At 65.2% G+C, this 24,994-nt stretch carries 21 protein-coding genes; 11 read left to right on the forward strand and 10 right to left on the reverse strand.

Going from position 1 to position 24,994, the window contains the following annotated elements; translation table 11 throughout:
• Positions 1 to 47 precede the first annotated feature (47 nt).
• From NUH88_RS11595 to lpdA, 3 genes are all read left to right on the forward strand, one after another.
• Positions 48 to 2,966: a 2-oxoglutarate dehydrogenase E1 component gene (locus NUH88_RS11595; protein ID WP_257766571.1), complete on the forward strand. Its 2,919-nt coding sequence runs from the start codon at positions 48 to 50 to the stop codon at positions 2,964 to 2,966.
• 91 nt (positions 2,967 to 3,057) lie between these two features.
• The gene (odhB, locus tag NUH88_RS11600) at positions 3,058 to 4,335 is read left to right on the forward strand and encodes a 2-oxoglutarate dehydrogenase complex dihydrolipoyllysine-residue succinyltransferase (protein WP_257766572.1); all 1,278 of its coding nucleotides are present in this window, start codon (positions 3,058 to 3,060) and stop codon (positions 4,333 to 4,335) included.
• 69 nt (positions 4,336 to 4,404) lie between these two features.
• Entirely contained in the window at positions 4,405 to 5,811 is a 1,407-nt protein-coding gene (lpdA, locus tag NUH88_RS11605; RefSeq protein ID WP_257766573.1) for a dihydrolipoyl dehydrogenase, read from the forward strand.
• A 167-nt stretch (positions 5,812 to 5,978) separates the two neighbouring features.
• On the opposite strand, the gene NUH88_RS11610 is transcribed toward lpdA, so the two are convergent.
• Positions 5,979 to 7,346 (reverse strand): NAD(P)/FAD-dependent oxidoreductase, encoded by a 1,368-nt coding sequence (locus NUH88_RS11610; RefSeq protein WP_257766574.1) that lies wholly within the window; start codon positions 7,344 to 7,346, stop codon positions 5,979 to 5,981.
• Positions 7,347 to 7,472: 126 nt separating this feature from the next.
• Between NUH88_RS11610 and NUH88_RS11615 the strand changes: the two genes are divergently transcribed.
• Complete coding sequence (locus tag NUH88_RS11615; protein ID WP_257766575.1) at positions 7,473 to 7,988, forward strand: hypothetical protein; 516 nt, start codon at positions 7,473 to 7,475, stop codon at positions 7,986 to 7,988.
• A gap of 7 nt (positions 7,989 to 7,995) precedes the next feature.
• On the opposite strand, the gene NUH88_RS11620 is transcribed toward NUH88_RS11615, so the two are convergent.
• The 4 genes from NUH88_RS11620 to NUH88_RS11635 form a co-directional block, all read right to left on the reverse strand.
• Complete coding sequence (locus NUH88_RS11620; protein WP_257766576.1) at positions 7,996 to 8,943, reverse strand: tyrosine recombinase XerC; 948 nt, start codon at positions 8,941 to 8,943, stop codon at positions 7,996 to 7,998.
• The gene (locus tag NUH88_RS11625) at positions 8,922 to 9,668 is read right to left on the reverse strand and encodes a DUF484 family protein (RefSeq protein ID WP_257766577.1); all 747 of its coding nucleotides are present in this window, start codon (positions 9,666 to 9,668) and stop codon (positions 8,922 to 8,924) included. Before NUH88_RS11625 ends, NUH88_RS11620 begins: the two co-directional genes overlap by 22 nt.
• A gap of 17 nt (positions 9,669 to 9,685) precedes the next feature.
• Complete coding sequence (gene fsa / locus NUH88_RS11630; protein ID WP_257766578.1) at positions 9,686 to 10,339, reverse strand: fructose-6-phosphate aldolase; 654 nt, start codon at positions 10,337 to 10,339, stop codon at positions 9,686 to 9,688.
• A gap of 160 nt (positions 10,340 to 10,499) precedes the next feature.
• A complete protein-coding gene (locus tag NUH88_RS11635) occupies positions 10,500 to 10,793 on the reverse strand; it encodes a YciI family protein (RefSeq protein ID WP_257766579.1) in 294 nt (97 codons plus the stop codon).
• Between the two features lie 94 nt (positions 10,794 to 10,887).
• On the opposite strand from NUH88_RS11635, the gene NUH88_RS11640 reads away from it, so the two are divergent.
• The 7 genes from NUH88_RS11640 (at position 10,888) to NUH88_RS11670 (ending at position 19,202) form a co-directional block, all read left to right on the forward strand.
• A complete protein-coding gene (locus NUH88_RS11640; protein ID WP_257766580.1) occupies positions 10,888 to 11,751 on the forward strand; it encodes a LysR family transcriptional regulator in 864 nt (287 codons plus the stop codon).
• 72 nt (positions 11,752 to 11,823) lie between these two features.
• Positions 11,824 to 14,049 (forward strand): primosomal protein N', encoded by a 2,226-nt coding sequence (locus NUH88_RS11645; RefSeq protein WP_257766581.1) that lies wholly within the window; start codon positions 11,824 to 11,826, stop codon positions 14,047 to 14,049.
• Between the two features lie 211 nt (positions 14,050 to 14,260).
• On the forward strand, positions 14,261 to 14,812 hold the full coding sequence (locus NUH88_RS11650) for a F0F1 ATP synthase subunit delta (RefSeq protein WP_257766582.1): 552 nt from the start codon (positions 14,261 to 14,263) through the stop codon (positions 14,810 to 14,812).
• The gene (gene atpA, locus NUH88_RS11655; RefSeq protein ID WP_257766583.1) at positions 14,812 to 16,347 is read left to right on the forward strand and encodes a F0F1 ATP synthase subunit alpha; all 1,536 of its coding nucleotides are present in this window, start codon (positions 14,812 to 14,814) and stop codon (positions 16,345 to 16,347) included. The genes NUH88_RS11650 and atpA overlap by 1 nt, the downstream gene beginning before the upstream one ends.
• 32 nt (positions 16,348 to 16,379) lie before the next feature.
• Positions 16,380 to 17,264 carry a F0F1 ATP synthase subunit gamma gene (locus NUH88_RS11660; RefSeq protein ID WP_257766584.1) on the forward strand — a complete coding sequence of 295 codons (885 nt, stop codon included), beginning with the start codon at positions 16,380 to 16,382 and terminating at the stop codon, positions 17,262 to 17,264.
• A 76-nt stretch (positions 17,265 to 17,340) separates the two neighbouring features.
• Positions 17,341 to 18,765 (forward strand): F0F1 ATP synthase subunit beta, encoded by a 1,425-nt coding sequence (atpD, locus tag NUH88_RS11665; protein ID WP_257766585.1) that lies wholly within the window; start codon positions 17,341 to 17,343, stop codon positions 18,763 to 18,765.
• Between the two features lie 32 nt (positions 18,766 to 18,797).
• Complete coding sequence (locus NUH88_RS11670) at positions 18,798 to 19,202, forward strand: F0F1 ATP synthase subunit epsilon (protein WP_257766586.1); 405 nt, start codon at positions 18,798 to 18,800, stop codon at positions 19,200 to 19,202.
• Between the two features lie 53 nt (positions 19,203 to 19,255).
• Here NUH88_RS11670 and NUH88_RS11675 read toward each other — a convergent pair whose 3' ends face one another.
• The 5 genes from NUH88_RS11675 to NUH88_RS11695 all read right to left on the reverse strand — a co-directional run bounded on the left by NUH88_RS11675 (position 19,256) and on the right by NUH88_RS11695 (position 24,985).
• Entirely contained in the window at positions 19,256 to 20,485 is a 1,230-nt protein-coding gene (locus tag NUH88_RS11675; protein ID WP_257766587.1) for a hypothetical protein, read from the reverse strand.
• 107 nt (positions 20,486 to 20,592) lie between these two features.
• Positions 20,593 to 21,072, reverse strand: a complete 480-nt coding sequence (locus NUH88_RS11680) for an RNA pyrophosphohydrolase (protein WP_257766588.1) — start codon at positions 21,070 to 21,072, stop codon at positions 20,593 to 20,595.
• Positions 21,073 to 21,099: 27 nt separating this feature from the next.
• Positions 21,100 to 22,341, reverse strand: coding sequence for a divergent polysaccharide deacetylase family protein (locus NUH88_RS11685; protein WP_257766589.1), 1,242 nt, complete (start codon positions 22,339 to 22,341; stop codon positions 21,100 to 21,102).
• Positions 22,338 to 23,663 carry a S41 family peptidase gene (locus tag NUH88_RS11690; RefSeq protein WP_257772194.1) on the reverse strand — a complete coding sequence of 442 codons (1,326 nt, stop codon included), beginning with the start codon at positions 23,661 to 23,663 and terminating at the stop codon, positions 22,338 to 22,340. The genes NUH88_RS11685 and NUH88_RS11690 overlap by 4 nt, the downstream gene beginning before the upstream one ends.
• Entirely contained in the window at positions 23,663 to 24,985 is a 1,323-nt protein-coding gene (locus tag NUH88_RS11695) for a murein hydrolase activator EnvC family protein (protein ID WP_257766590.1), read from the reverse strand. The genes NUH88_RS11690 and NUH88_RS11695 overlap by 1 nt, the downstream gene beginning before the upstream one ends.
• Positions 24,986 to 24,994 lie beyond the last annotated feature (9 nt).

Consider the following 24,994-nt stretch of genomic DNA (forward strand, 5'->3'; position numbering starts at 1 on the left):
GATCAGACAGAACCGAACAGCCACTTTGCAAAGGGGCAGGTTCCAAAATGGCTACGGCAGTGAGCGATCAATCCTTTCTCTCGGGTGCGAACGCACCTTTTATCGGCGAGCTCTACGAGCGTTTTCTTCAAGATCCTTCCCAGGTAGACGAAAGCTGGCGCGACTATTTCGCGACGCTGCACGACGAAGTCGGCTTCGTTAAAGGCGACGTGCACGGGCCGAGCTGGGCGGACCGGGGCAACCGGGTCATCGGCGGCGAAGGAGAATCCGCCGACGGCAGCGGGCCGGTCGGAGAGGTGAAAAAGGCCAAGGGTGCGGCGCCGTCGGACGGCGCCGATGTACGTCAGGCCACCATGGACTCGCTTCGGGCGATCATGTTGATCCGGGCCTACCGGATCCGTGGCCACCTGAAAGCGAAGCTCGACCCGCTGGGTCTCGAGCCGCCGACCCCGCATCCGGAACTCGACCCCGCCGAATACGGTTTCACCGATGAGGACTGGGATCGCCCGATCTTCATCAACCACGTGCTCGGTCTCGAGACCGCGACCCTGCGCCAGATCATGGATCTGCTGGAACGGACCTATTGCGGTTCGATCGGCGTCGAGTTCATGCATATGCAGGATCCGGCCCAGAAGCTCTGGATCCAGGAGCGGATCGAGCAGATCCGCAACCGCACCGAGTTCACCGAGCGCGGCAAGCACACCATCCTCGAGCGGCTGACGGCAGCCGAGACCTTCGAGCAGTTCCTCGGCCGCAAATATGTCGGCACGAAGCGCTTCGGCCTCGACGGCGGCGAAAGCCTGATCCCGGCAATGGAGCAGATCCTGAAGCGGGGCAGCCAGCTCGGCCTCGAAGAGGTCGTGATCGGCATGCCGCACCGCGGCCGCCTGAACGTGCTCTGCAATTTCATGAGCAAGCCGTTCCGGGCCATCATCTCCGAGTTCCTCGGCAATCCGGCCAACCCGGAAGATGCCGGCGGCTCGGGCGACGTGAAATACCATATGGGCGTCTCGGCGGACCGCGAGTTCGACGACAAGCAGGTCCACCTGACCCTGAACGCGAACCCGTCGCACCTCGAAATCGTCAACCCGGTGGTGATCGGCCGCGTGCGCGCCAAGCAGGCCCAGCGCAAGGATCCGGAGCGCCGCAAGGTGCTCGGCATCCTGCTGCACGGCGACGCCGCCTTCGCCGGCCAGGGCGTGGTGGCGGAGACCTTCGCCTTCTCCGATCTGCGCGGCTACAAGACCGGCGGGACGATGCACATCATCGTCAACAACCAGATCGGATTCACCACGGCACCGGCCTTCTCGCGCTCCTCGCCCTATCCGACGGATGTCGCGAAAATGGTGGCGGCACCGATCTTCCACGTGAACGGGGACGATCCGGAAGCCGTGGTGCATGTCGCCCGCATCGCAACTGAATTCCGTCAGGAATTCGGCGTCGACGTGGTCATCGACATCTTCTGCTACCGCCGTTTCGGCCACAATGAGGGGGATGAGCCGATGTTCACCCAACCCCTCATGTACTCGAAGATCGCGACCCAGAAGACGACCCGGCAGATCTACGCCGAGCAGCTGGAGCGCGAGGGCGTCATCAAGGCCGGCGAGGCGGACAAGATGGTCGAGGACGCGAACAGCTACCTCGACACGGAATTCGAGGCCGGCCTGAACTACAAGCCGAACAAGGCCGACTGGCTCGAAGGCAAATGGTCCGGCTTCACCAAGGCGCACGGCGATGCGCGCCGGGGCGAGACCGCGGTCTCCAAGGAGACGCTGCGCGAGGTCGGCATGAAGCTGACCGAGGTTCCGGACGGCGTGAACGTGAACCGCAAGCTGAAGCGCGTCATCGACCAGCGCCGCAAGGCCATCGAGACCGGAGAGGGCATCGACTGGGCCAATGCCGAAAGCCTCGCTTTCGGCACCCTGCTGGTGCAGGGCGACGGGGTCCGGCTCAGCGGCCAGGATTCCGGCCGCGGAACCTTCTCCCAGCGCCATTCGGTCTGGATCGACCAGAAGTCCGAAGAGCGTCACATCCCGCTCAATCATATTGCGGAGGAGCAGGAACATTACGAGGTTATCGACAGCCCGCTGTCCGAGGCCTCGGTGCTTGGCTTCGAATACGGCTTCAGCCAGGCCGAACCGAACACGCTCACCCTCTGGGAAGCCCAGTTCGGCGACTTCGCCAATGGCGCCCAGGTGGTGGTCGATCAATTCATCAGCTCCGGCGAGCACAAGTGGCTTCGCATGTCCGGTCTGGTGATGCTGCTGCCGCACGGCTACGAAGGCCAGGGTCCGGAGCATTCCTCCGCCCGTCTCGAGCGCTATCTGCAGCTCTGCGGCGAGGACAATATGCAGGTGGTGAACATCACCACACCGGCAAATTATTTCCACGCCCTGCGCCGCCAGCAGTGCCGCGATTTCCGCAAGCCGCTCATCGTGATGTCGCCGAAATCGCTGCTGCGTCACAAGCTTTGCGTCTCGACCCTCGACGAGATGTCGGAAGGCACCACCTTCCACCGGGTCATGTACGACAACGAAGTGCTGTGCGACGATAAGGACGTCAAACGCGTCGTGATCTGCTCCGGCAAGGTCTATTACGACCTCTACGAGGAGCGCGCCCGGCGCGGCCAGACCGACGTCTTCTTCCTGCGTCTGGAACAGCTCTATCCTTTCCCGCGCAAGGCCCTGATGCAGGAGCTTTCCCGGTTCCCGCAGGCCGAGGTGGTCTGGTGCCAGGAAGAGCCCTGGAACATGGGTGCCTGGTCCTTCGTCGATCGGAGGATCGAGAGCGTGCTGCTTGAACTGGACGGCGTCTGCAAGCGCCCGCTTTATGCGGGCCGCGCGGAGGCTGCCTCGCCCGCGACCGGCAACCACGGCCGTCATGTCCGCGAACAGGAGGCCCTGGTGGCGGACGCTCTCGCGGTCGGCGAGGAGATGAGCAAGGGGAGCCGCTTCGCGGCCGAATAACCGGAAATAGAGACATTGCCGCCGGCCCATCCCCGGCGGCAATTCACATGACGCGCCGGTCATGGCGCATTTAAAGGGAATGGACGGAGATATGGCGACGGAAATCAAGGTCCCGGTTCTGGGCGAATCGGTGTCCGAGGCAACGGTGGCGCGCTGGATGAAAGCCGTCGGGGACGCGGTCGCGGCCGACGAGCCCCTGGTCGAGCTGGAAACCGACAAGGTGACCCTTGAGGTGCCCGCTCCCGCCGCGGGAACCCTTCAGGAAATCGTTGCCGATGTGGATGCGACCGTCGGTGTCGACGCGCTGCTCGGCGTGATCGCCGAAGGCGCCGCCCCGGCGAAGAAGGCGGAGCCCGCCGCCAAGCCGGCCGAGGCCAAGAAGGAAGAACCAGCTCCGGCGCCTGCCAAGGAAGCGCCGAAAGCAGCTCCTGCCGCGCCCGCTGCCGCCGCTGGCGCCTACGAGGTGAAGACCCTGTCGCCGGCCGTGCGCAAGCTGGTCGAGGACAACAATCTCGATCCCGCCAAGATCAAGCCGACCGGCAAGGACGGCCGTCTGGTGAAGGGCGACGTGCTGGCGGCGATCGAGGCCGGCACCGCCAAGGCGACCCCGTCGGCCCCGGCCGGCGCGGCGCCGGCTGCCGCGGGTCCGCTGCCGCCGCGCGCCGAGGATCCGCGCGAGGAGCGGGTGCGGATGACGCGCCTGCGCCAGTCCATCGCAAAGCGTCTGAAGGACGCGCAGAACACCGCGGCCATGCTCACCACCTTCAACGAGGTGGACATGACCGAGGTCATGGCGCTGCGCAATCTCTACAAGGACGGCTTCGAGAAGAAGCACGGCGTGAAGCTCGGCTTCATGTCCTTCTTCGTGAAGGCCTGTATCGCCGCCCTGCAGGAACTCCCGGCGGTGAACGCGGAGATCTACGGCGACGAGCTGATCTACAAGAACTACTACGATATCGGCGTCGCGGTCGGCACGCCGCAGGGCCTGGTCGTTCCGGTGCTGCGCGATGCGGACAAGCTGAACTTCGCCGGCGTCGAGAAGGGTATCGGCGATCTCGGCCGTAAGGCCCGCGACGGCAAGCTCACCATGCAGGACATGACGGGCGGCACCTTCACCATCACCAATGGCGGCGTCTACGGCTCGCTGATGTCGACCCCGATCCTGAATCCTCCGCAGTCCGGCATCCTCGGCATGCACAAGATCCAGGAGCGGCCGATGGTCGTGAACGGCAAGGTCGAGGTCCGGCCGATGATGTATCTGGCGCTGAGCTACGATCACCGCATCATCGACGGCCGCGAGGCGGTGACCTTCCTGGTCCGCGTCAAGGACGCGCTGGAAGATCCGCGCCGTCTGCTGATCGACATGTAATCCGGTTCGCGCGCGGGTCCGACCCGCGCGCGTCTTTTCACGAACGCGCTGACAAGAAAGCAATTCATCATGGCTGACAGCTACGATCTCGTCGTCATCGGTGCGGGCCCCGGCGGCTATGTGGCCGCGATCCGCGCCGCGCAACTGGGCATGAAAGTGGCGTGCGTCGAGAAGCGCGCGACCCTCGGGGGCACCTGCCTCAATGTCGGCTGCATCCCCTCGAAGGCATTGCTCTCCTCCTCGGAGAAATTCGCCGAGACCCAGGATCACCTGAAGGAGATCGGCGTCGATGTCGGCTCCGTGAAGCTGAACCTGAAGCAGATGATGGCGAACAAGGCGAGCGTGGTCGAAGGGCTGACCGGCGGCGTCGCCTTCCTCTTCAAGAAGAACAAGATCGACTGGAAGACTGGTACCGCGGTGGTGAAATCCGCGACCGAGGTCGAGGTCACGCCGGCCAAGGGCAAGAAGGAATTGCTCAAGACCGAGCGTATTCTGGTCGCCACCGGCTCCGAGCCGACCCCTTTGCCGGGCCTCGAGATCGACGAGAAAAAGGTCGTCACCTCTACCGGCGCCCTCGAGATCGCCAAGGTCCCGGGTCATCTCGTGGTGATCGGCGGCGGCGTCATCGGGCTCGAGATGGCTTCCGTCTGGTCCCGCCTCGGCGCCAAGGTCACGGTGGTCGAGTTCCTCGACCGGATCGTGCCGGGCATGGATGGCGAGATCGCCAAGAAGTTCCAGCGCGTGCTGCAGAAGCAGGGTATCGAGTTCAAGCTCGGCACCAAGGTGACGGCCTCGAAGAAGACCAAGACCGGCGTCAGCCTGACCGCCGAGCCGGCCAAGGGCGGCGATGCCGAGACCATTAATGCCGACGTGGTGCTGGTCGCCATCGGCCGACGGCCCTTCACCGAAGGCCTCGGCCTCGACAAAGTCGGCGTGAAAATGGACGAGCGCGGCTTCATCGATGTCGACGCGGACTTCGAGACCAATGTCGAGGGCATCTTCGCCATCGGCGACGTCATCAAGGGCCCGATGCTGGCGCACAAGGCCGAGGAAGACGGCGTCGCCGCAGTCGAGACCATGGCGGGCCAGTCCGGCCATGTGGACTATAATCTCGTTCCGGGCATCGTCTACACTTGGCCGGAAGTCGCGAGCATCGGCAAGACCGAGGAGCAGCTGAAGGAGGCGGGCGTCGAATACAAGGCCGGGTCCTTCCCGTTCAGCGCCAATCCGCGCGCCAAGTCCGTCGGCATGACCGAGGGCTTCGTGAAGATCCTCGCCGACAAGAAGACCGACGCGGTGCTCGGCGCCCACATCATGGGCCCGGAAGCCGGCAACCTGATCCACGAGGTCGCCGCCGTGATGGCCTTCGGCGGCTCGGCCGAGGATATCGGCCGGATCTGCCACGGCCACCCGACCCTGGCCGAAGCGGTCAAGGAAGCGGGCCTCGCGGTGAACAAGGCCGCGATCCATATGTGATCCGATAGATCTTTTCGGAACCGAAGCGGAACCGCGGCCGTTTGGCCGCGGTTTTTGTTTGCCCATTCACTCACAAACGGTCGTCATCCCCATGCAAATGGGGACCCAGGGAAGACGGACTCGGCTCTATGATCCCTGGGTCCCCGCGTGCGCGGGAATGACGACCGTTAGTTCGCAGAACCCCTCAAATCCTTCGCATCCTGGCGCCGGCTGAAGGGCAGCCACACCGAGAAGGCGAGTGGCGCCAGCTTCGGCAGGAGCACCGGGTCCGGGTCGGTGACCGGTAGCGGCAGTTCCTCGTTCGAGCCGCCGTCGAGCCAGAGTGCGAGCTTGCGGCCGAGCGCCGTGGTCATGGCGATGCCGCGGCCGTTGCAGGCGATGGCGGAGAACGCGCCGTCGCCGAGCCGCATCAGCCGGGGCATGTAGTCGCGCGCGGCGGCGAGCCGGCCCTGCCAGGCGAATTCGGCATGGAGCTCCGGCAGTTGCGGCAGCAGGGCCTGCAGGCGGCCGAGATGGTGCGTGCGCCCCCGCTCGACGGAGCCGAGCGGATTGGCGAGCAGGCCGCCGGTGACGATCCGGTTGTCGTCGGTCCAGCGGTAGGCGATCAGGTCCTTGCGGGTATCGGCAGAGCAGCGGTCGTTTGGCAGCACGCTTTTCCGGAGCTCCGGGTCGAGCTGCTGGGTCGCGACCTGGAAGAGGGTGATCGGGAACTGGGTGCCCTCCGCTTTCGGCGCGAGCCCTCCGCCGGTGCTGTTGGTGGTCAGCAGCACGCGGTCGGCGACGAGGGTACCGCGATCGGTCGAGAGATGCCATTCGGCGCCCTTTCTCTCGATCCCGTTCGCCCGGCTGTCGCTATAGAGCGTGACGCCCGCCTTGACCGCTGCGCCGGCGAGGCCGCGCACGAAGGCGAGCGGGTTCAGATGCCCGCCGGTCGGATCTAGGAAGGCGCCGTGATAGGCCTCCGAGCCGGTCTCCGCGATCGCCTCCTCGCGGGAGAGCAGCTTCACGGGGCGGCCGAGATCCTGCCACTGCTTCACCCGATCCTTCAGCCATTCGACCTTGTTGGCGGCATGGATCGGCTGCATCCAGCCGGTCTGCTTGCCCCAGCAGTCGATTCCGTGGCGCCGGATCAGGTCGAACACCAGCTCGCCGCCCTCGCCGAGCATGCGGACCAGCAGATCGCCTTTTTCGTCACCGAACTTGGCCTTCGCATAGCGTGGGTCGAGCCCGGTCAGAAGGTTGGGCACAACAAATCCTGTATTGCGGCCCGACGCGCCGAAACCGGCCTCGTCCGCTTCCAGCAGCGTCACCTTGTGGCCCGCCTCGGCCAGATGCAGTGCGGTGGAGAGCCCAAGGAAGCCGCCGCCGACAATGGCGATCTCCGTCCGGTCCTCGCCCTCCAGGCGCATTTGCGCGGGGCCGGCCGGAGCGACGGAATGCCAGAAAGAGCCCTGGAAGCTCAGGGACGGATGCGGCGCGCCGGCGAGGCTTTCCCAGATGGTGGGCGCGTAGCCCTTATGCGCGATTTCCGCCATCGGCTCTTCCCTGTTCGGACCGGTTCGTTAATGTGGCGGCCGAACCGTACGATGCTGACGGCGGCCGCGATGGGATTGACTGGAAAGAGCATGTCGGAGCAGCCGAACGCGCGCAAGAGGAGTGAAATGGGTCAAACGATACGAATGCTCTGTCTCGCGGCGGCAGCGGCCATCTTCTCCGTCTCCGGTGTACTGGCGCAGGATGTCACGGAAGGGGAACTGAATGCCGAAATGCGCTTTCAGGGCGGCCAGCATGTCTTTCACTACGATTGGCAGACCGTGGTCGGCGACGTCACCTGCGACGGGTATCAGGACCGGATCGCGGGCTATGTCGATCTGGACAATCCCGAGGGGGTCAATTTCTTCCTCGTGGTGACCGCGCGGGAGAATGGCGATCTGGTCTCCGAGGCCATGCTCGCCTTTTTCGACGACCGCCATCAGGACGGTCTTTGCGGCGACGGCGATCCGCCGCCCGTGCTGAGCCTCGAACGCTTCACTCCCCGTGAGGCGCGAGTCTTCACCGGTATCGAAGGCGCCTGTCCGCTCGCCATCAAGATCGATGACGGCATGTGCGACGTGCACCGCTATTTCTGGGTGCCGGACTGGGAAGAGGACAGAAAGCTCGTCCTGGTGCGGAACTGACGGCGCGCTAGCGGTCTCGCGGATGGGCCCGGCGGTGGACGTCCATCAGCCGCTCCGCATCGACGCTGGTATAGCGCTGGGTGGTCGCCAGCGAGGCATGTCCGAGCAGTTCCTGGATCGCCCTTAGGTCGCCGCCTCCCGCCAGCAGGTGCGTCGCGAAGGAGTGCCTGAGGGCGTGCGGGGTCGCGCTTTCGGGGAGGGCGAGCCAGCCGCGGGCGTGGCGCATGGTGCGCTGGGCGACGCCGGCCTGCAGGCGTTTGCCGCGCGCGCCGAGAAAGAGCGGGTCATCCGGCCCGCCCTTGTACGGGCAGCGGGCGAGGTAATCCTCGATGGCGGAGCGGACGGCGGGCAGGATCGGTACGATGCGCTGCTTGTTGCCCTTGCCGGTGACGGAGAGCGTGTCGCCTTTCGGCACGTCCCCGCAATTGAGCGAGAGCGCCTCGCCAATGCGCAACCCTGCGCCATAGAGCAGCGAGACCAGGGCGACGTCGCGTGCCGCGATCCAGGGCTCCGAGGCGAGCTCGCCGACCGACTGGAGTGTGTCGGCGGCTTCCCCGACGGTGAGCGCCTTCGGGACCGAGGCGGGAATGCGCGGTCCGCGAATCGCGAAGATCGCGGCGTTGGAGAGCACCTCCCGGCGTTCGAGAAAGCGGAAAAAGCCGCGGACCACGGAGAGTGCCCGGGCCGTCGAGGTCTTGGCATAGCCGCCGCCGGCGCGGCGCGCCAGCCAGGCCCGGAAGTCCGCGGGTTTCAGCGCGGCGAGATCGGCGATCTCCGGCACTTCGCCGAGATGGCCCTGCAGGAAGTCCAGAAAGACTTCCAGATCGCGCTCGTAGGCATCGATGGTATGGGCGGAGGCGCGTTTCTCGCTTGCCAGCCAGTCTCTCCAGGCGCGTACCGCGCCCGTCAATGTGCTGGGGCGGTCGGCGGCCGCTAGCCCGGCAGGTTCAGCCATTGCCGGATGGTCAGTTCCGTGGTGCGGGCGAGGAAGCTGAGGAGCTCGGTCGCCTGGCCGTGGTGATAGGCCTCGCTGTCCCGCGTGCCGAACGCCATCAGACCCATCGGCGAGTGCGGGCTGACCTGGATACGGGCGAGCGCCATGGAGGAGACGAGACCCGCGGCCGAGCCGAAGATCTCCTCGTCGCCTTCCACATTGGCCGCCAGCAGCACGTCCTTGCCGGTGCCGATCTTGCGGTCGATGGTTCCGGCCGGGATTGAGCGTACGCCGGAGGCATAGGCCTTCGGGATCGGCACGTCGCCCGCTTCGATGCAGATCGTCACCACGTCGATGCCGAGCATGACCGGCAGGTCTATGGTGACGGTCTGGATCAGGTTGTCGAAGGAGGTGGCGGCGACGATCCGGAGAATCGCCGCATGGATCCGGTTCTGCGTCGTCTGGTTGCCGCGCGCGGTGGCGATCAGACCGGCATGGGAATCCTTGAGGCGCTGGTTTTCCGAGCGCAGCCGCTCCAGCATGAAATGCTGCATGTCGACCACCGCCTCGCCGCTGGTCCGGCTCGGCGGGGTCAGGATGTCCATCAGTTCCGGATGGCTGACGAGGAAATCCGGATGGGCCGTCAGGTAGTCCGCGACCTGTTCTGCCGTGAGAGGAGAGGCCGGCTGGTTCGCTGCCTGCTTCACGCTCTTGCCCGGCTCCGCCGCGGATCCCTTGCCTGTCATTGGCCCGTCCTTCCTGCTCAGAGGATGCTCTGCCCCGTCTTCGCCCAGTCCTTCAGGAAGGCGTCGAGGCCCTTGTCGGTGAGCGGGTGGTTATAGAGGCTGCGCAGCACGCCCGGCGGCACTGTGGCGACGTCGGCGCCGATCTTGGCGGCCTCGATCACGTGCTGCGGGCCGCGCACGGAAGCTACCAGGATCTCTGTGTCGAAATCGTAATTGGCGTAGATCTCGGCGATCTCGGCGATCAGCTCCATGCCGGGGGTGCCGATATCGTCGAGCCGGCCGACGAAGGGCGAGATGAAGGCGGCGCCCGCCTTGGCGGCGAGCAGGGCCTGGCCGGCGGAGAAGCAGAGCGTCACGTTGACCGGAATGCCGTCGTCGCTGAGTGCCTTGCAGGTCTTCAGGCCGTCGACCGTCAGCGGCACCTTCACCGCGATATTGTCGGCAAGCTTGGAGAGGAACAGACCCTCTTTCAGCATCGTCTCGTAATCGGTCGCCGTCACTTCGGCGCTGACCGGACCCTCGACGATGTCGCAGATCTCCTTGATGACCTCGAGGATCGGGCGGCCGGATTTCGCGATCAGGGAAGGGTTGGTGGTGACCCCGTCAACGAGACCCGTCGCGGCCAGATCCTTGATCTCTGCGACATCGGCGGTGTCGATGAAGAATTTCATGTCGTCCTGTTTCCTCGGCAGGTGGTGAATCCGGGCTCCGTATGACCGAATCGACGAGGCGAGTCTAGCGCATACAAAGGTGCTGTGCCAGAGACGCCAAGCGACGGTCGGAAGCTTTTCGCATTGCCGCTGGGAAACAGGCGCGGGCGGTATCGCCGCGTCAGATCAGGCGCCGGCCGCCGGCGAAGACCTGCTTCCATGCAAGCACCTGGACGGACTTTCTGAGCCCGGTCGGCCAGAACGGGTCGGCATGGACGAGCGCTTCGGCGGCGGCGGCATCCGGTGCCTCCACGATCCAGAGTCCGCCGGAGCCTGCGCCGAACCGGGGGAGCGGCCCGGCCGCTTCGATCCGGTCGCGATGCGTTTCCAGAAAGGCGAGATGGGCCGGCATGTGTTTCGTGCGGATGTCGGGATCGGCGGACGGGTTGTCTTCGAACAATATGGCGAACTTCATGCTGTGCTCCTTTTTGCAGGCGATCGGGGAAGGCGATCCTGTTCCGGCATGTTTGCGAATTGAACTAGGAAGTTTGACGGTTTATTCTGCAAAAGTGCAGATATTGGATTGGTACGAGTTGCAGGTTCTGGCAGCGGTGCGGCGAAGCGGGTCGATTGCCGGTGCGGCGCGTCTGCTCGGCGTCGATCAGACGACGGTGTCGCGCCGTCTCGCCCGGTTGCAGGAGGCGGCGGGGATGGACCTGCTGGTGCGCGGCCCCGGGCGGCGTCTCTCTTTGACCGCGCTCGGCGAGGAACTGGCGGTGCGGGCGCAGCGCATGGAGGCGGAGTCGGAGGCCGCCGCCGCTCTGCTCGGCGAAAGGCACGGTGCCGTCGCCGGAACCGTAAGGCTGACGGCGGTTCCGGTGCTGGTGAACCGGCTGCTGGCGCCCGCCGCCGGTCCGCTTCTCGCGGCCCATCCCGATCTCGCGCTCGAACTCGTGCCGGAGAATCGCGACCTCAGCCTGACCCGGCGCGAAGCCGATCTCGCCCTGCGCCTCGCCCGGCCGGTCACCGGCGGCAGCGAGGTCAAGGCCAGGCGAATCGGAACGTTGTCCTACAAGGTTTATGAAAGGCGGTCCGGAACTCATTCCGAGGGTTGGGTCCTGTATGAAGAGGCGATGGCGCACCTGCCCCACGCCCGCTGGCTCGCGCGGCAGGCGCGGCGTCCTGGCGAAGCGGCTGCCGGGCTGCATGTCGGTGACGCCGAGACCGCGCAGGAAGCGGTCGCCTCGGGTACGGGACGCTCGATTCTCCCCGTTCAGGTCGCTGAAGGCGATGCACGACTCCGCGCCGTGGAGCGTGCCTGGGAGGAGGCTTTGCCGGAGCGCGAAATCTGGCTGCTGTCGCATGCCCGGCAGCCGAACGCGGCGGCAATCGGCGCTGTCTCGGTCTGGCTTGAGACCCTGTTTTCCGCCTGAGCGGACGGGCGCGGCGCAAGGCGGCGCGCGGCGCCGTTGCAGAGCGCCGTCCGGCCCGCCACACTCCGCCCCATGTCCGACCTCTTCGAAGACGATCTCCGCCGCATCCAGGTGCTGATCCCGCTGCCGCTCGCGGGTCCCTACGACTATCTGGCGGACGCCGGGTCCGACCTCGTGCTCGGCAGCATCGTCGAGGTACCGCTGGGCAACCGGCGCACGACCGGCGTGGTCTGGAACGTGGAGGTTCCGGAGGCGCCGGAGAGCGGCCAGGTGGATCGTTCCAGGCTGAAGCCGGTGATCCGCCGGCTGCCGGTCCCGGCTCTTCCGGAGCCCGTCATCAGGCTGGTGGACTGGGTGGCTTCCTATACTCTGTCGGCGCAGGGCGCGGTGCTGCGTATGGCGATTAGCGTGCCTGACGCGTTCGAGCCGGCGAAACCGGTGATCGCCTATACCGCCCTTCCGGGCGGAGCGGATGCGGTTGAGGCACTCGGTCTGAGGATCACCCCGGCGCGCCGCCGGGTGCTGGACTTGCTGGAAGACGGCCCGCCGCGGACGGCGCGGGAGATCGCGGACGAGACCGGCACCGGTACCTCCGTCGTCAAGGGGCTCGCGGACGGGGGCGGACTGGTCTCGGTCGCGCTGCCCGCCGACGCGCCCTTTCCCGAACCGGATCCCGATCGTCTGCGCGAGACGCCGCTCTCGGAAGAGCAGGCAGAGGCGGCCGGTATTTTGACCGAGGCGGTGCGCGCGGAGTCCTTCTCCACAATGTTGCTTGACGGTGAGACCGGGGCGGGCAAGACCGAGGTCTATTTCGAAGCGGTTGCCGAGGCTCTACGCCATGGCAAGCAGGTGCTGGTATTGCTGCCGGAGATTGCGCTCTCGGCGGAATGGCTGAACCGTTTCGAGGCCCGTTTCGGCGTGCGCCCGGCGGAATGGCATTCGGATCTGAAACCGCGCCGCCGTCGCCATACCTGGCGGGCGGTCGCCGAAGGCAAGGCGAAGGTCCTGGTCGGGGCCCGCTCGGCGCTCTTCCTGCCGTTTCCCGATCTCGGCCTGATCGTCGTCGATGAGGAGCACGAGTCCGCCTACAAGCAGGAGGAAGGCGTGGTTTATCACGGCCGGGACATGGCCGTGGTGCGGGCCAACCTGACGCCCTGTCCGGTGGTGCTGGTCTCTGCCACGCCGGCGCTGGAGAGCATGCGCAATGCCGAGCAGGGCCGATACCGCCATCTCCGCCTGACCGCGCGACATGGCGCCGCGACCCTGCCGTCGGTGGAGCTGGTGGATCTCCGCCGCCATCAACCCGAACGCGGCCGCTGGCTTGCCAGGCCGCTGCTCGATGCGATGACGGGCGCGCTGGAGGCGGGGGAGCAGTCGCTGGTCTTCCTCAATCGGCGCGGCTATGCGCCGCTCACCCTCTGCCGTGCTTGCGGGCACCGGCTCGAATGCCCGAGCTGTTCGGCCTGGCTGGTCGAGCATCGGCTGCTCGGCAAGTTGCAGTGTCATCATTGCGGCTACAGCGCGCGTCTGCCGAAAGCCTGTCCGGCCTGCGGCGAGGAGGACAGTTTCATCGCCAGCGGACCTGGCGTGGAACGGATGGCGGAGGAGGTTGCGGCGCTTTTTCCCGAGGCCCGCTTCCAGATCGTTTCCAGCGACACGTTGAACGGGCCGGCGGCGGCGGCGGAGTTCGTGCGCAGCGTCCGCGACGGCGAGGTCGACATCATCCTCGGCACGCAGATCGTGGCCAAGGGCTACCATTTCCCGAAACTGACCGTGGTCGGCGTGGTCGATGCCGATCTCGGGCTCGCCGGCGGCGATCTCCGCGCGGCTGAGCGGACTTACCAGCTGCTGCATCAGGTCGCAGGCAGGGCGGGGCGGGCGGAGCATCCGGGCCGCGTGCTGCTGCAGACCCACCAGCCGGAGAACCCGGTGCTGCGGGCACTGGCCGACTGGGACCGGGACGGCTTTCTTGCCGAGGAGGCGGCGGCCCGGGAGCGGCAGGGCATGCCGCCTTTCGGCCGGCTCGCGGGCCTGATCGTCAGTGCCGCCGACCCGAATCTGGCCGATATGGTGGCGAGCCGGATCGGCCGTGCGGCGCCGGATTTCGATGGCGTTGCGGTACTGGGGCCGGCCCCGGCTCCGCTGGCGCTGCTGCGCGGACGACACCGCCGGCGGCTGCTGGTCAAGACCAGGCGCGACATTAATATCCAGGCGGTGCTCAGGGATTGGCTTGGCCGGATCGACATACCTTCATCGGTACGTCTGACGGTTGATATCGACCCCTATAGTTTCCTCTGAGTTCCGGGTTGCCCGGTACGGGGCTCTGCACCATGCGGGAAGCGGCAAGCGACCGCTTGCACGGTCTGAACCACTATGCTAGAGAACCGCCGCGCTCGGCGGAAACTGCCGTCGACGAGGGTAATTTTTGGTCAATATTCGCCGAGAGCGGCACGGTTCCTCAACGGGCCCCGTAACACGGTGAAATCTCAGGAAGAAGAGGCGTTCTCTGGTGGCTTCCGAAACGACAGGCTTGGCCGGACGATATGCTTCCGCCCTCTACGAGCTGGCGGAAGGCGAGAAGGCTCTGGATGCCGTCGCGGGCGACCTCGCGTCCCTGCGTCAGGCCCTGATCGACAGCCCCGAACTCTCGCGCCTGGTCCGCTCCCCGGTTCTGACCCGGGATGAGCAGACGCGCGGTATCACGGCTGTTCTCGAAAAAATGGGTGCCAACGCGCTGACCCTGAAATTCATGGGTACCGTCGCGGCGAACCGGCGACTCTTCGCGCTGGACTCGATGATCACTGCATTTCTGGCAGAACTCGCCGCGCGCCGCGGCGAGATCACGGCCGATGTGACCTCCGCCGTCGAACTCTCCAAGGAGCAGCTCGATGAAGTGACCGAAGCGCTGAAGAAGGCGGTCGGTCAGAAGGTCGCCGTCAATCTCTCCGTCGATCCGGCTCTGATCGGCGGGCTTATCGTGCGCGTCGGTTCGCGCATGATCGACAATTCAATCCGCTCCAAGCTGCAGCGACTGCAACTTGCCATGAAAGGTGTTGGCTGATGGATATCCGCGCCGCTGAGATTTCTTCGATCCTGAAGGAACAGATCGCGAATTTCGGAACCGAAGCAGAGGTGGCCGAAGTCGGTCAGGTTCTCTCCGTCGGTGACGGTATCGCCCGTGTCTACGGTCTGGACCAGGTGCAGGCCGGCGAAATGGTCGAGTTCCCGGGCGGCGTCCGGGGCATGGCGCTGAACCTCGAAGACGACAATGTCGGTATCGTTATCTTCGGCGAAGACCGCGGCATCAAGGAAGGCGACACCGTCAAGCGGACCGGCGCCATTGTGGACGTGCCGGTCGGCAAGGGTCTGCTCGGCCGCGTGGTCGACGGTCTCGGCAATCCGATCGACGGCAAGGGTCCGCTGGAAAATGTCGAGCGCAAGCGCGTCGAAGTGAAGGCACCGGGCATCATGCCGCGCAAGTCCGTGCACGAGCCGATGCAGACCGGCCTGAAAGCCATCGACAGCCTGATCCCGGTCGGCCGTGGCCAGCGCGAGCTGATCATCGGCGACCGCCAGACCGGAAAGACCGCGATCGCCGTCGACACCTTCATCAACCAGAAGGCCGTCAACGAAGCCGCCGGCGACGACGACAGCAAGAAGCTGTTCTGCGTCTACGTCGCGGTTGGCCAGAAGCGCTCCACTGTCGCCCAGATCGTGAAGACGCTCGAGGATTACGGCGCGATGGAATATTCCATCGTCGTCGCCGCGACCGCCTCCGAATCCGCGCCGATGCAGTACATCGCGCCTTATACCGGCTGCGCCATGGGCGAGTTCTTCCGCGACAACGGCATGCATGCCGTGATCGTGTATGACGATCTCTCCAAGCAGGCCGTCTCCTATCGTCAGATGTCCCTGCTGCTTCGCCGTCCGCCGGGACGTGAAGCGTTCCCGGGCGACGTCTTCTATCTTCACTCCCGCCTGCTCGAGCGCGCGGCGAAGCTGAACGACGACAACGGCGCCGGCTCGCTCACCGCCCTTCCGGTCATCGAGACCCAGGCCGGTGACGTGTCCGCCTATATTCCGACCAACGTGATCTCGATTACCGACGGTCAGATCTTCCTCGAGACCGAGCTGTTCTACCAGGGCATCCGCCCGGCGGTGAACGTCGGCCTTTCGGTCAGCCGTGTCGGCTCCGCCGCTCAGATCAAGGCGATGAAGCAGGTTGCCGGTACCATCAAGCTGGAACTCGCCCAGTATCGTGAAATGGCCGCGTTCGCCCAGTTCGCGTCCGACCTCGATCCGGTGACCCAGAAGCTGCTGGCCCGCGGTTCCCGCCTGACCGAGCTGCTGAAGCAGCCGCAATACTCGCCTCTCAAGGTCGAGGAGCAGGTTGCGGTCATCTTCGCCGGCGTGCGCGGTTACCTCGACAATCTGCCGCTGGGCGACGTGACCCGGTTCGAGCAGGCCTATCTCTCCGAGATCCGTGCCAAGGGTCAGGACATCCTCGATGCGATCCGCACCGAGCAGGCTCTGTCCGCGGAAATCGAAGAGAAGCTGAAGGCGTTTCTCGACGGCTTCGCCAAGACCTTCGCGTAAGGATTGGCATCTAACGAAGCCGGGGAGCAGACATGCCCAGCCTCAAGGACCTAAAAAACCGGATCAACAGCGTCAAGTCGACGCGGAAGATCACGTCGGCCATGAAGATGGTCGCCGCCGCCAAGCTGCGCCGCGCGCAGGAACAGGCGGAAGCGTCCCGTCCCTATGCCGATCGCATGAACCGGATGATCGGCTCGCTTGCCGGTGCCGCGAGCCAGAACGGCGGCCCGAAGCTGCTGTCCGGAACCGGCAAGGACGACACCTATCTTCTCGTCGTCTGCACCGCGGATCGCGGCCTTTGCGGCGGCTTCAACAGCTCGATTATTCGTGCTGCCCGCCGCCGCGTGACTTCGCTTCGCACCCAGGGCAAGACGGTCAAGCTCTATTGCGTCGGCCGCCGTGGCCGGGATGCCCTGAAGCGGGAATTCGGCGATCTGATCGTCGAGTCCGTCCAGGACGTCACCCGCAAGGGCGTCGCCTTCTCGTCGGCGGACGAAATCGCCGCGCACATCCTGAAGATGTACGAGGGCGGCGAGTTCGACATCTGCTCGGTGATCTATAACCGCTTCCAGTCCGCGATGACCCAGATCGTCACCGATCAGCAGATCGTCCCGGCGAGCATTCCGGAAACGGAAGAGGGTGCCGCGGACAGTGAAAGCGGAGCGCTCTACGAGTACGAGCCGGACGAAGAAGCGATTTTGGCGGCGCTGTTGCCGCGCAATGTCGCGACGCAGATCTTCACCGCGCTGCTCGAGAACAATGCGAGCGAGCATGGCGCCCGGATGACTGCGATGGACAATGCCACGCGGAACGCCGGCGACATGATCGACAAGCTGACGCTGAACTACAACCGGGCGCGTCAGGCGGCCATTACGAAAGAACTTATCGAAATCATCTCCGGTGCCGAGGCCGTCTAGGCCGCGCCGGAGAAGAGTTCGATTGACGGAATTAACGAGGATCCGGATTTCCCGGATAGAGGTTTGGAGCTGACTTATGGCTAAGAATGCGACAGGCAAAGTCACACAGGTTATCGGCGCCGTCGTCGACGTTCAGTTCGACGGCGAAATCCCGGCGATCCTGAACGCCCTTCACACGAAAAACGGTGACAACCTGTTGGTTCTCGAGGTCGCTCAGCACCTCGGCGAGAACACTGTCCGTACCATCGCGATGGACGGCACCGAAGGTCTGGTCCGCGGCCAGCCGGTCGAAGACACGGGCGCCCCGATCAACGTTCCGGTCGGACCGGAAACGCTCGGCCGCATCATGAATGTCATCGGCGATCCGGTGGACGAAGGCGCGCCGGTCAAGGCGAAGAAGACCTACCCGATCCACCGTCCGGCCCCGGAATTCGCGGAGCAGTCCACGGAAGCCGAGATCCTGGTCACCGGCATCAAGGTCGTCGACCTTCTCGCCCCATACGCCAAGGGCGGCAAGATCGGCCTGTTCGGCGGCGCCGGCGTGGGCAAGACCGTTCTGATCATGGAGCTCATCAACAACGTCGCGAAGGCGCACGGCGGTTACTCCGTGTTCGCGGGTGTCGGTGAGCGGACCCGTGAAGGTAACGATCTCTATCACGAGATGGTCGAATCCGGCGTTATCGTGCCGGATGGCGAGGGCTCCAAGGCCGCGCTGGTCTACGGCCAGATGAACGAGCCGCCGGGTGCCCGTGCCCGCGTCGCGCTGACCGGTCTGACCCAGGCCGAGTATTTCCGCGACGAGGAAGGTCAGGACGTGCTGTTCTTCGTGGACAACATCTTCCGCTTCACCCAGGCCGGCTCCGAAGTGTCCGCGCTTCTCGGCCGTATCCCGTCGGCGGTGGGCTATCAGCCGACCCTCGCGACCGACATGGGCGCCCTGCAGGAGCGGATCACCACGACCAAGAAGGGTTCGATCACCTCGGTGCAGGCCATTTACGTGCCGGCCGACGACCTGACCGACCCGGCGCCAGCCACGTCCTTCTCGCACCTTGATGCGACCACCGTTCTCAGCCGTCAGATCGCCGAGCTCGGCATCTACCCGGCGGTTGACCCGCTCGACTCCACGTCCCGGATGCTCGACCCGCGGATCATTGGTGACGACCACTACGCGGTCGCCCGTTCGGTGCAGGAAGTGCTGCAGACCTACAAGTCCCTGCAGGACATCATCGCCATTCTCGGCATGGACGAACTGTCGGAAGAAGACCGTCTTACCGTGGCCCGCGCCCGGAAGATCCAGCGCTTCCTCTCCCAGCCGTTCCACGTCGCGGAAATCTTCACCGGTTCCCCGGGCAAGCTTGTTTCCCTCGAAGACACCATCAAGGGCTTCAAGGGCATCGTTGCCGGCGAATACGACGATCTTCCGGAAGCGGCCTTCTACATGGTCGGTACCATCGAGGAAGCTATCGAGAAGGCCAAGAAGATGGCGGCGGAAGCGGCCTGATCGCATCCGCCTAACGGAGTGGAGCCATAAAGATGGCCGAGACGACAGAGTTCGAACTGGTATCGCCGGAAAAGCTTCTCTACTCGGAAGCGACCGAAATGGTCGTGGTCCCGGGAGCGGAAGGCAATTTCGGTGTGCTGCCGCGCCACGCGCCGATGATCTCGACGCTGCGGCCGGGCGTGATCGACATCTATCAGAACGGCTCGGTCGCCGAGCGCATCTTCGTTGCCGGCGGCTTCGCCGAAGTCACCGAAACGCGCTGCACGGTTCTGGCCGAGGAGGCGCTGCCGCTCGCCGATATCGATGCGGCGAAGGTGGATAGCGACATCTCCGACCTGCGGGACGATCTGAAGGATGCGGGTTCCGATCTCGATCGCGAGCGGATCGAGGCACGGATCGTGGTTCTTGAGGCCATGCGCGCCGCGGCGACGCACTGATCCATCCGACAGACTGATTTGAAGCGGCCGGCTTTATAGCCGGCCGTTTTCTTTTAGGAGGCTTCCCAGCGCGACCCTGTCTCCTCGCTCTTGGTCTTGCCTCTCTCGACCCGGTCCTGCAGCTCGAAATCCATCTCGTCCGTTTGCCAGGAATGCATCTGGCTGACCAGTTTGACGCGTGCCCGCTCGACGGAAGACTGTGCGTCGAATGCATCGCCATGCAGTTCCTTGTAGGGGATCATGGGCAGGTGCCAGAGAATGTGGCCGATTGCCCTTTCCATGCCCTGCTCGCCGCCGATCAGGTGGCTGTTCTCGACCGCGTCGAGCCAGATCGAGACAAGATCGTCCCAGCCGTCCAGACCATAGGCCACGTCCCGCCGCAGCTTCTGAAGCTGGTCAAGGGAGTTTCTGACCTGACGGAACATCCCGGCAATGCTTGCGAGCAAGGCGTCCAGACGGACAATTCGCTCGCTCACATAGGTGATGGTCTGATCGAGGACTTTCAGGATCAGCTCGGCCGAATCGGCGACTTCGGGCCGCGCCTGGGTCGCGTAGGCCTTCAGTGAGCCGCGAAATTCCAGCAACCGCAGATGCTGGCGGAAGAGAAAACCGTCGGTCCTCGTCTCCTGTTCCGAAGCGACGGATCCGAACGGCGCGATCAGCCCGACCAGCGGCTCCAGCCAGTCGCGCACGTCTTCTACCGAGCAGCCCGCTCTGAGCGCCGTGTGCGACATCACCTTGGCGATCAGCTCCTCCATTCGAAAGTCGGCGATCGCGCTTTTGCCGGACATCAGGTTGAGCAGGGACTGCGTGCTGGCCCGAGCCATGAACGAATCGCCTTGAGCGACGCCACATTCCCGGGTCATCTGGGCGATGCAGGACATGCGGACGATTTCCTGTTCTTCGAGGTCGCGCTGGGTCTGTTCGCGGGCTTTCCGGCGGCGTTCCTCGTCGGGATTATAGGCGGCGTCCGCGTGCTGCAGGATCGACCTGACATTGATCGGATCGAGGTCGAGCGCGCTGCGCGATTCCATGATTCGGGCATGTACTTCGGAGTCTCGCTCCGAGAGCGTGGCCATAGAGGGAAGCTGCTTCCAGTCGACGATGGCAAACTCGCCGCGCCTCGTGCCGGAGAAATTCGGAATGGTCGCTTCCAGGAGACGGCCGCGGCTTGTGACGTATTCGCGCACGCGTAGGTGGTTGAATGTCGGCACCGATATCAGCGGAACGCAGGTTCCCCGGCGCTCGAAAGTCTGCGGAAGAGTGTCGCTGCCCGCGGCCATCGAACCTCTGTTTCATCTGTCCTGTCGCTGGCCGAAAGCGCAACTCAGCGCGGAGAACGGCTCCTGAAGACATCAGCCTAGCAGCACCGTGACCGAAGGCAAGGAGGCTAACGTTTCAGGTATTCCGCGAATTGCTCCATGATGACTTGATAGACCGGCCGTTTGAAATCGACGATCAGCTCCAGGACATCGTCGGAGCCGGCCCAGCGCCAGGCATCGAACTCAACATTGTCCGCCGCGAGGTCGATGTCGGCGTCCTCTCCGGTGAAGCGGGCGAGGTACCATTTCTGCTTCTGGCCGCGATACTTGCCTTTGAGAGCCTTTCCCATGAGTTCCGCAGGCAGGTCGTAAGTCAGCCAGTCCGGCGTCTCGGCAATGATCTCGCAGTCCGTGACACCGGTTTCTTCGGCGAGTTCGCGTAAGGCAGCTTCCCGTGGAGACTCATCCTCGTCTATCCCGCCCTGGGGCATCTGCCAGGCTGCGGGACGCATATCGGCCCGACGCCCAATGAAGATGCCGCCGTCACTGTTGATCAGGACAATTCCGACGTTCCGCCGGTATGGCAGGGTAGAGGGATCGACGGTCATGCAGCAGCCCCCGGCTGGTTGCGTAGCTTAGCGAAGGCTCTGTTTATTCGCGATTGCCGTGGCCGGCGCAAGCGCGATCCCGCGCTCGGGGAGGGTCTCCGCCCAGGAGGCGATGAGATCGATCGTCAGCGGGAGCGGGGGGACAACACCAAGCGCGAAGCCGGTGCGTTGTGCCGTGCGCTCCAGCGCGGCGAGACGGCGCTGGATCTCGGCGAGTGCGGGACTGTCATCGATCCGCCAGTTGGCGATCGCCCTTGGCAGCTGCAGCGTTCCGGCGAGCTCCAGCGCGATGGTGCGCGAGCTGGCGGCGCTGTCCACATACATGAGGCCGCGTTCCTTAAGAACGGAGAGCACCGGCGTGAGAGCTTCCTCGTCGGTCGTGAACTGAGAGCCTTTCACGCCCATGACGCCGGCGTAGCCGACGGTCCGGCCGAGAACCGTCTCCAGCCGGTTGAGATTGTCGACCGCGCTGAGGGACGTGAGCAGGGTTGTTGGCCCCGGATCGTTCGTCGGATAGCCGAAAGGTTCCATCGGGATGTCGAGAAAGACCTCATGCCCGGCCTTCTGGGCCGCGGCGACCTGATCGTCGAGATCTGCCGCCGTCGCAGCGAAGGAGAAGGAGATTTCCGGAGGCAGGACCTCAATAGCGGCTTCTGTCAGGGAGCGGGAAACCCCCATCCGGGTCATGACGATTGCGATGCGCGGGAGACGGCTGTCGGCTTCGAACGGGCGGGCATAGGTCTCCCAAGCCTTGCGGCCGTCAGGCGCAATCACCGGGAGCATGCCCTTTTCGGTTTCTTCCACCAGCGCGAGCTCGAAGCGTGGGCCTTTTTGTTCCTCGGGCATGATCTCGTCCGGCATACCTTTGCCGGTAGCAGGCGCGCTATTGCCGTCGTCATGGGCCACGTCCTCGCCATGCCCGTCGTTCGGCATCTGGCCATGCTCGTCGGCCATCTTCCTCGCCATGGTGTCGAGGCTCGAATTCGGCGCGGCTTCCTCGCCGTCCCGCAGGATGGAGACCGTCAGCTCCGGCCGCCGCGCCTCACGGTCCGCGACCGTGTCCGCGCCGTTCACCACGAGCCAGCCGACGGTCGCGCCGAGGCCGCCGATCACGGAGATTCCGAGCACGGCCATTCCGGCAATGCGAAGGATATGGCCGACGCGGCTTCCAGGCCGCTCCGGCCCGATCTCGGCCTCGCCATCCGGGCTCCCCTTGCGGAAGGGGAGCGCCGGAAGCTTCAGGCTTATTTTTGGTAGCGGGAGTTTCAATTCACGATGCGTTGGCGATAGAGATCGATCCCACGGAGCAGATCGATCGCCCGGGCGAGCTGGTAGTCGACCTGCTCGGGCGGCTGCGCCGCCGCCTCTTCGCCGTCCTCGGCCGATGTCTGGTTATCGCCGTTTCCGCTCGGATTGTTCAGAGCGCCGCGCAGATCCGCTTCGCGCCGTGATTTACCGTTGTCGAGCTTCTCGATCCGGGCCAGTGGCACGTCGATATCCGGCGCGATGCCGGTCTGCTGGATCGAGCGGCCGGACGGCGTGTAATACCGCGCCGTGGTCAGGCGCATCGCCACCTGTCCCGAGAGCGGGATGATGGTCTGCACGGAGCCTTTGCCGAAGCTCTGGCTGCCGAGCAGGATCGCCCGGCGGTGGTCCTGCAGAGCCCCGGCGACGATTTCGGAGGCCGAGGCGGAGCCGCCGTTGATCAGCACCACCAGCGGCTTGCCGTCGGTCAGATCGCCCGGCTTGGCGTGGACGCGGGAGGCGTTTTCCGGGTCGCGGCCGCGGGTCGAGACAATCTCGCCTTGCTCGAGGAAGGTATCGGATACCGAGATCGCCTCGTCCAGGAGACCGCCCGGATTGTTCCGGAGATCGATCACATAGCCGGTGAGCTCGTCGCCCTTCTCGGCCTTGATCTCCTCGATCGCCTTGTGCAGGCCTGACGTTGTTTGCTCGTTGAAGGTGGTGATCCGGACATAGCCGACATCGTCGATCACGCGCGAGCGCACGGAGCGGATCTTGATGACCGCGCGGGTCAGCGTCACGTCGAACGGCTCGGCGTCCTGGCGGCGGATGGAAATCGTCAGGTCGGAATCCACCGGACCGCGCATCTTTTCGACCGCCTGTCCGAGGGTCAGGCCGAGCACCGGCTCGCCGTCGAGATGGGTGATCAGGTCGCCCGGCTGCAGGCCGGCCTTGGCGGCGGGCGTGTCGTCGATCGGCGAGACCACCTTAACGAGGCCGTTCTCCATCGAGACTTCGATGCCCAGACCCCCGAACTCGCCCTTGGTCTGGACCCGCATGTCGCGGAAACTCTTGGAATTCAGGAAGCTCGAATGGGGGTCGAGCGAGACCAGCATGCCGTTGATCGCGGCCTCGATCAGTTCCTGATCGCTCACTTCCTCGACATATTCCGCACGGACCCGCTCGAAGACGTCGCCGAACAGGCTGAGCTGGCGATAGGTGTCGGTGTCGTTTTGCGACTGGGCGTCGGCACGTTCCATCGAGGGTACCGCCAGCAGGGCGGTAGCGGCGACGGCGCCCAGCAGGGCGGCCCGGGACCAGGATTTCATCTGACGGATCGATTTCATCATCGCCTTACCTTGTTCGTACGCGCGGACCACCATGGTAGCGGATTTATCGGGGCACCATTGTGGCGAAACTCCACATAGAGTCCGTCGGTCCCGTCCGCTCCCGTTCCGGCCGGTCCCATACGGGCAACCGGCTCTCCTGCGAGCACACCCTGTCCAACCTGAACATCAACCGAGGACATACCTGCCATCAAGGTAAGGTAGCCGCCGCCATGTTCAATCATCACGATTTGACCATATCCGCGAAACGGCCCCGCATAAACGACTTTTCCGTCGAAAGGCGCCACGACCTGCGCCTGTTCCCGGGGCGAGATCACGATCCCGCGTTCGGTAAGCCCGAGGGCGTTCGGCGCGCCGAATCGCTGACTGATCCGGCCGGCGGCGGGATAGGTGAGGTTGCCCTTGTTTCGGGCGATATCCGGGCCTTCGGGCAGGCGGGCGACGAATTCCGTCGTGCCGGGCACGGTAGCTGAAGAGGGCGCCGGCACCGATCCGGGCGCGACCGCGCTTTCGTTCGAGGGCTGGTCTGCGCCGACAATCGAATTCAGCCGCTTCCGCGCCGAATCGCTCTCGGCCCGATGCTGCTCGACGCGTTGCATCAGCTCGCGGAGATCGCGCGCCGAGGCGGCGAGTTCGCTCAGCCTTTCGGCCACGGCCGAGCGTTCTTTCGCCATCGAACTTCGCGCGGCCTGCTTCGCCTCCAGCAGAGCGGCGACCCGGGCTCGTTCGCCGGCGAGCGCCGCGCCCGCCGCGGCGAGCCGTTCCTGTTCGCCGCGGATTTCCCGTTCGACCGCCGCATGGCGGGCAATCTCGCCGCTGAGGCGGGCCGCCTCGCTCTGCAGGTCCGGAACCACGGACCCAAGCAGCATGGCGGTATGGACCGTATCGAGCGGATCGGCGGGCGAAGCGATCATGGCGAGCGGCGGCCGCGCGGCCAGCCGCCGCAGCGCGCCGGAAACGCGGGTCAGTTGCAACTTCTTGCCGGCCAGCGACGCGGCGCTCTTCTCCCGCTCGGCCTGCAGGTCCGCGAGTTTGGTTTCGACGGCGGTCAGTTCCGCTTCGCGCTGCTGGGTCGCCTCGGCCGCGAGCACCAGGGCCTGACGCAGCCGTTGCAGTTCCTGCTCGACGCTGTCGGCGAGCTTGTCGAGGTCGCGCTTGCGGGCCGAGCCCTCGTCGAGTGCGCGTTCGACCTTCTTCAGATTCTCGTCGAGCTGTTCCGGATCGGGCAGCGGCTCGGCGGCATGGGCTCCTGGAAAGGCGAGGGCGACCAGAAGCAGTGCGGCCGCGGAGGGCGGGAGCTTGCTGCCGATCGCCGTCCGCATCGGCTGCGG

This window comes from Nisaea acidiphila, assembly GCF_024662015.1.
In the GTDB taxonomy this organism is placed as follows: domain Bacteria; phylum Pseudomonadota; class Alphaproteobacteria; order Thalassobaculales; family Thalassobaculaceae; genus Nisaea; species Nisaea acidiphila.

What these genes read in the sequence shown, in the direction of transcription:
- NUH88_RS11620 (WP_257766576.1), bottom strand. Translation starts at nt 8,943, where the DNA reads ATGGCTGAACCTGCCGGGCTAGCGGCCGCCGACCGCCCCAGCACATTG.
- lpdA (WP_257766573.1), top strand. Translation starts at nt 4,405, where the DNA reads ATGGCTGACAGCTACGATCTCGTCGTCATCGGTGCGGGCCCCGGCGGC.
- NUH88_RS11615 (WP_257766575.1), top strand. Translation starts at nt 7,473, where the DNA reads ATGGGTCAAACGATACGAATGCTCTGTCTCGCGGCGGCAGCGGCCATC.
- NUH88_RS11595 (WP_257766571.1), top strand. Translation starts at nt 48, where the DNA reads ATGGCTACGGCAGTGAGCGATCAATCCTTTCTCTCGGGTGCGAACGCA.
- NUH88_RS11670 (WP_257766586.1), top strand. Translation starts at nt 18,798, where the DNA reads ATGGCCGAGACGACAGAGTTCGAACTGGTATCGCCGGAAAAGCTTCTC.
- NUH88_RS11675 (WP_257766587.1), bottom strand. Translation starts at nt 20,485, where the DNA reads ATGGCCGCGGGCAGCGACACTCTTCCGCAGACTTTCGAGCGCCGGGGA.
- odhB (WP_257766572.1), top strand. Translation starts at nt 3,058, where the DNA reads ATGGCGACGGAAATCAAGGTCCCGGTTCTGGGCGAATCGGTGTCCGAG.
- NUH88_RS11635 (WP_257766579.1), bottom strand. Translation starts at nt 10,793, where the DNA reads ATGAAGTTCGCCATATTGTTCGAAGACAACCCGTCCGCCGATCCCGAC.
- atpD (WP_257766585.1), top strand. Translation starts at nt 17,341, where the DNA reads ATGGCTAAGAATGCGACAGGCAAAGTCACACAGGTTATCGGCGCCGTC.
- atpA (WP_257766583.1), top strand. Translation starts at nt 14,812, where the DNA reads ATGGATATCCGCGCCGCTGAGATTTCTTCGATCCTGAAGGAACAGATC.
- NUH88_RS11610 (WP_257766574.1), bottom strand. Translation starts at nt 7,346, where the DNA reads ATGGCGGAAATCGCGCATAAGGGCTACGCGCCCACCATCTGGGAAAGC.
- NUH88_RS11660 (WP_257766584.1), top strand. Translation starts at nt 16,380, where the DNA reads ATGCCCAGCCTCAAGGACCTAAAAAACCGGATCAACAGCGTCAAGTCG.
- NUH88_RS11645 (WP_257766581.1), top strand. Translation starts at nt 11,824, where the DNA reads ATGTCCGACCTCTTCGAAGACGATCTCCGCCGCATCCAGGTGCTGATC.
- NUH88_RS11695 (WP_257766590.1), bottom strand. Translation starts at nt 24,985, where the DNA reads ATGCGGACGGCGATCGGCAGCAAGCTCCCGCCCTCCGCGGCCGCACTG.
- NUH88_RS11690 (WP_257772194.1), bottom strand. Translation starts at nt 23,663, where the DNA reads ATGAAATCGATCCGTCAGATGAAATCCTGGTCCCGGGCCGCCCTGCTG.
- NUH88_RS11680 (WP_257766588.1), bottom strand. Translation starts at nt 21,072, where the DNA reads ATGACCGTCGATCCCTCTACCCTGCCATACCGGCGGAACGTCGGAATT.
- NUH88_RS11625 (WP_257766577.1), bottom strand. Translation starts at nt 9,668, where the DNA reads ATGACAGGCAAGGGATCCGCGGCGGAGCCGGGCAAGAGCGTGAAGCAG.
- fsa (WP_257766578.1), bottom strand. Translation starts at nt 10,339, where the DNA reads ATGAAATTCTTCATCGACACCGCCGATGTCGCAGAGATCAAGGATCTG.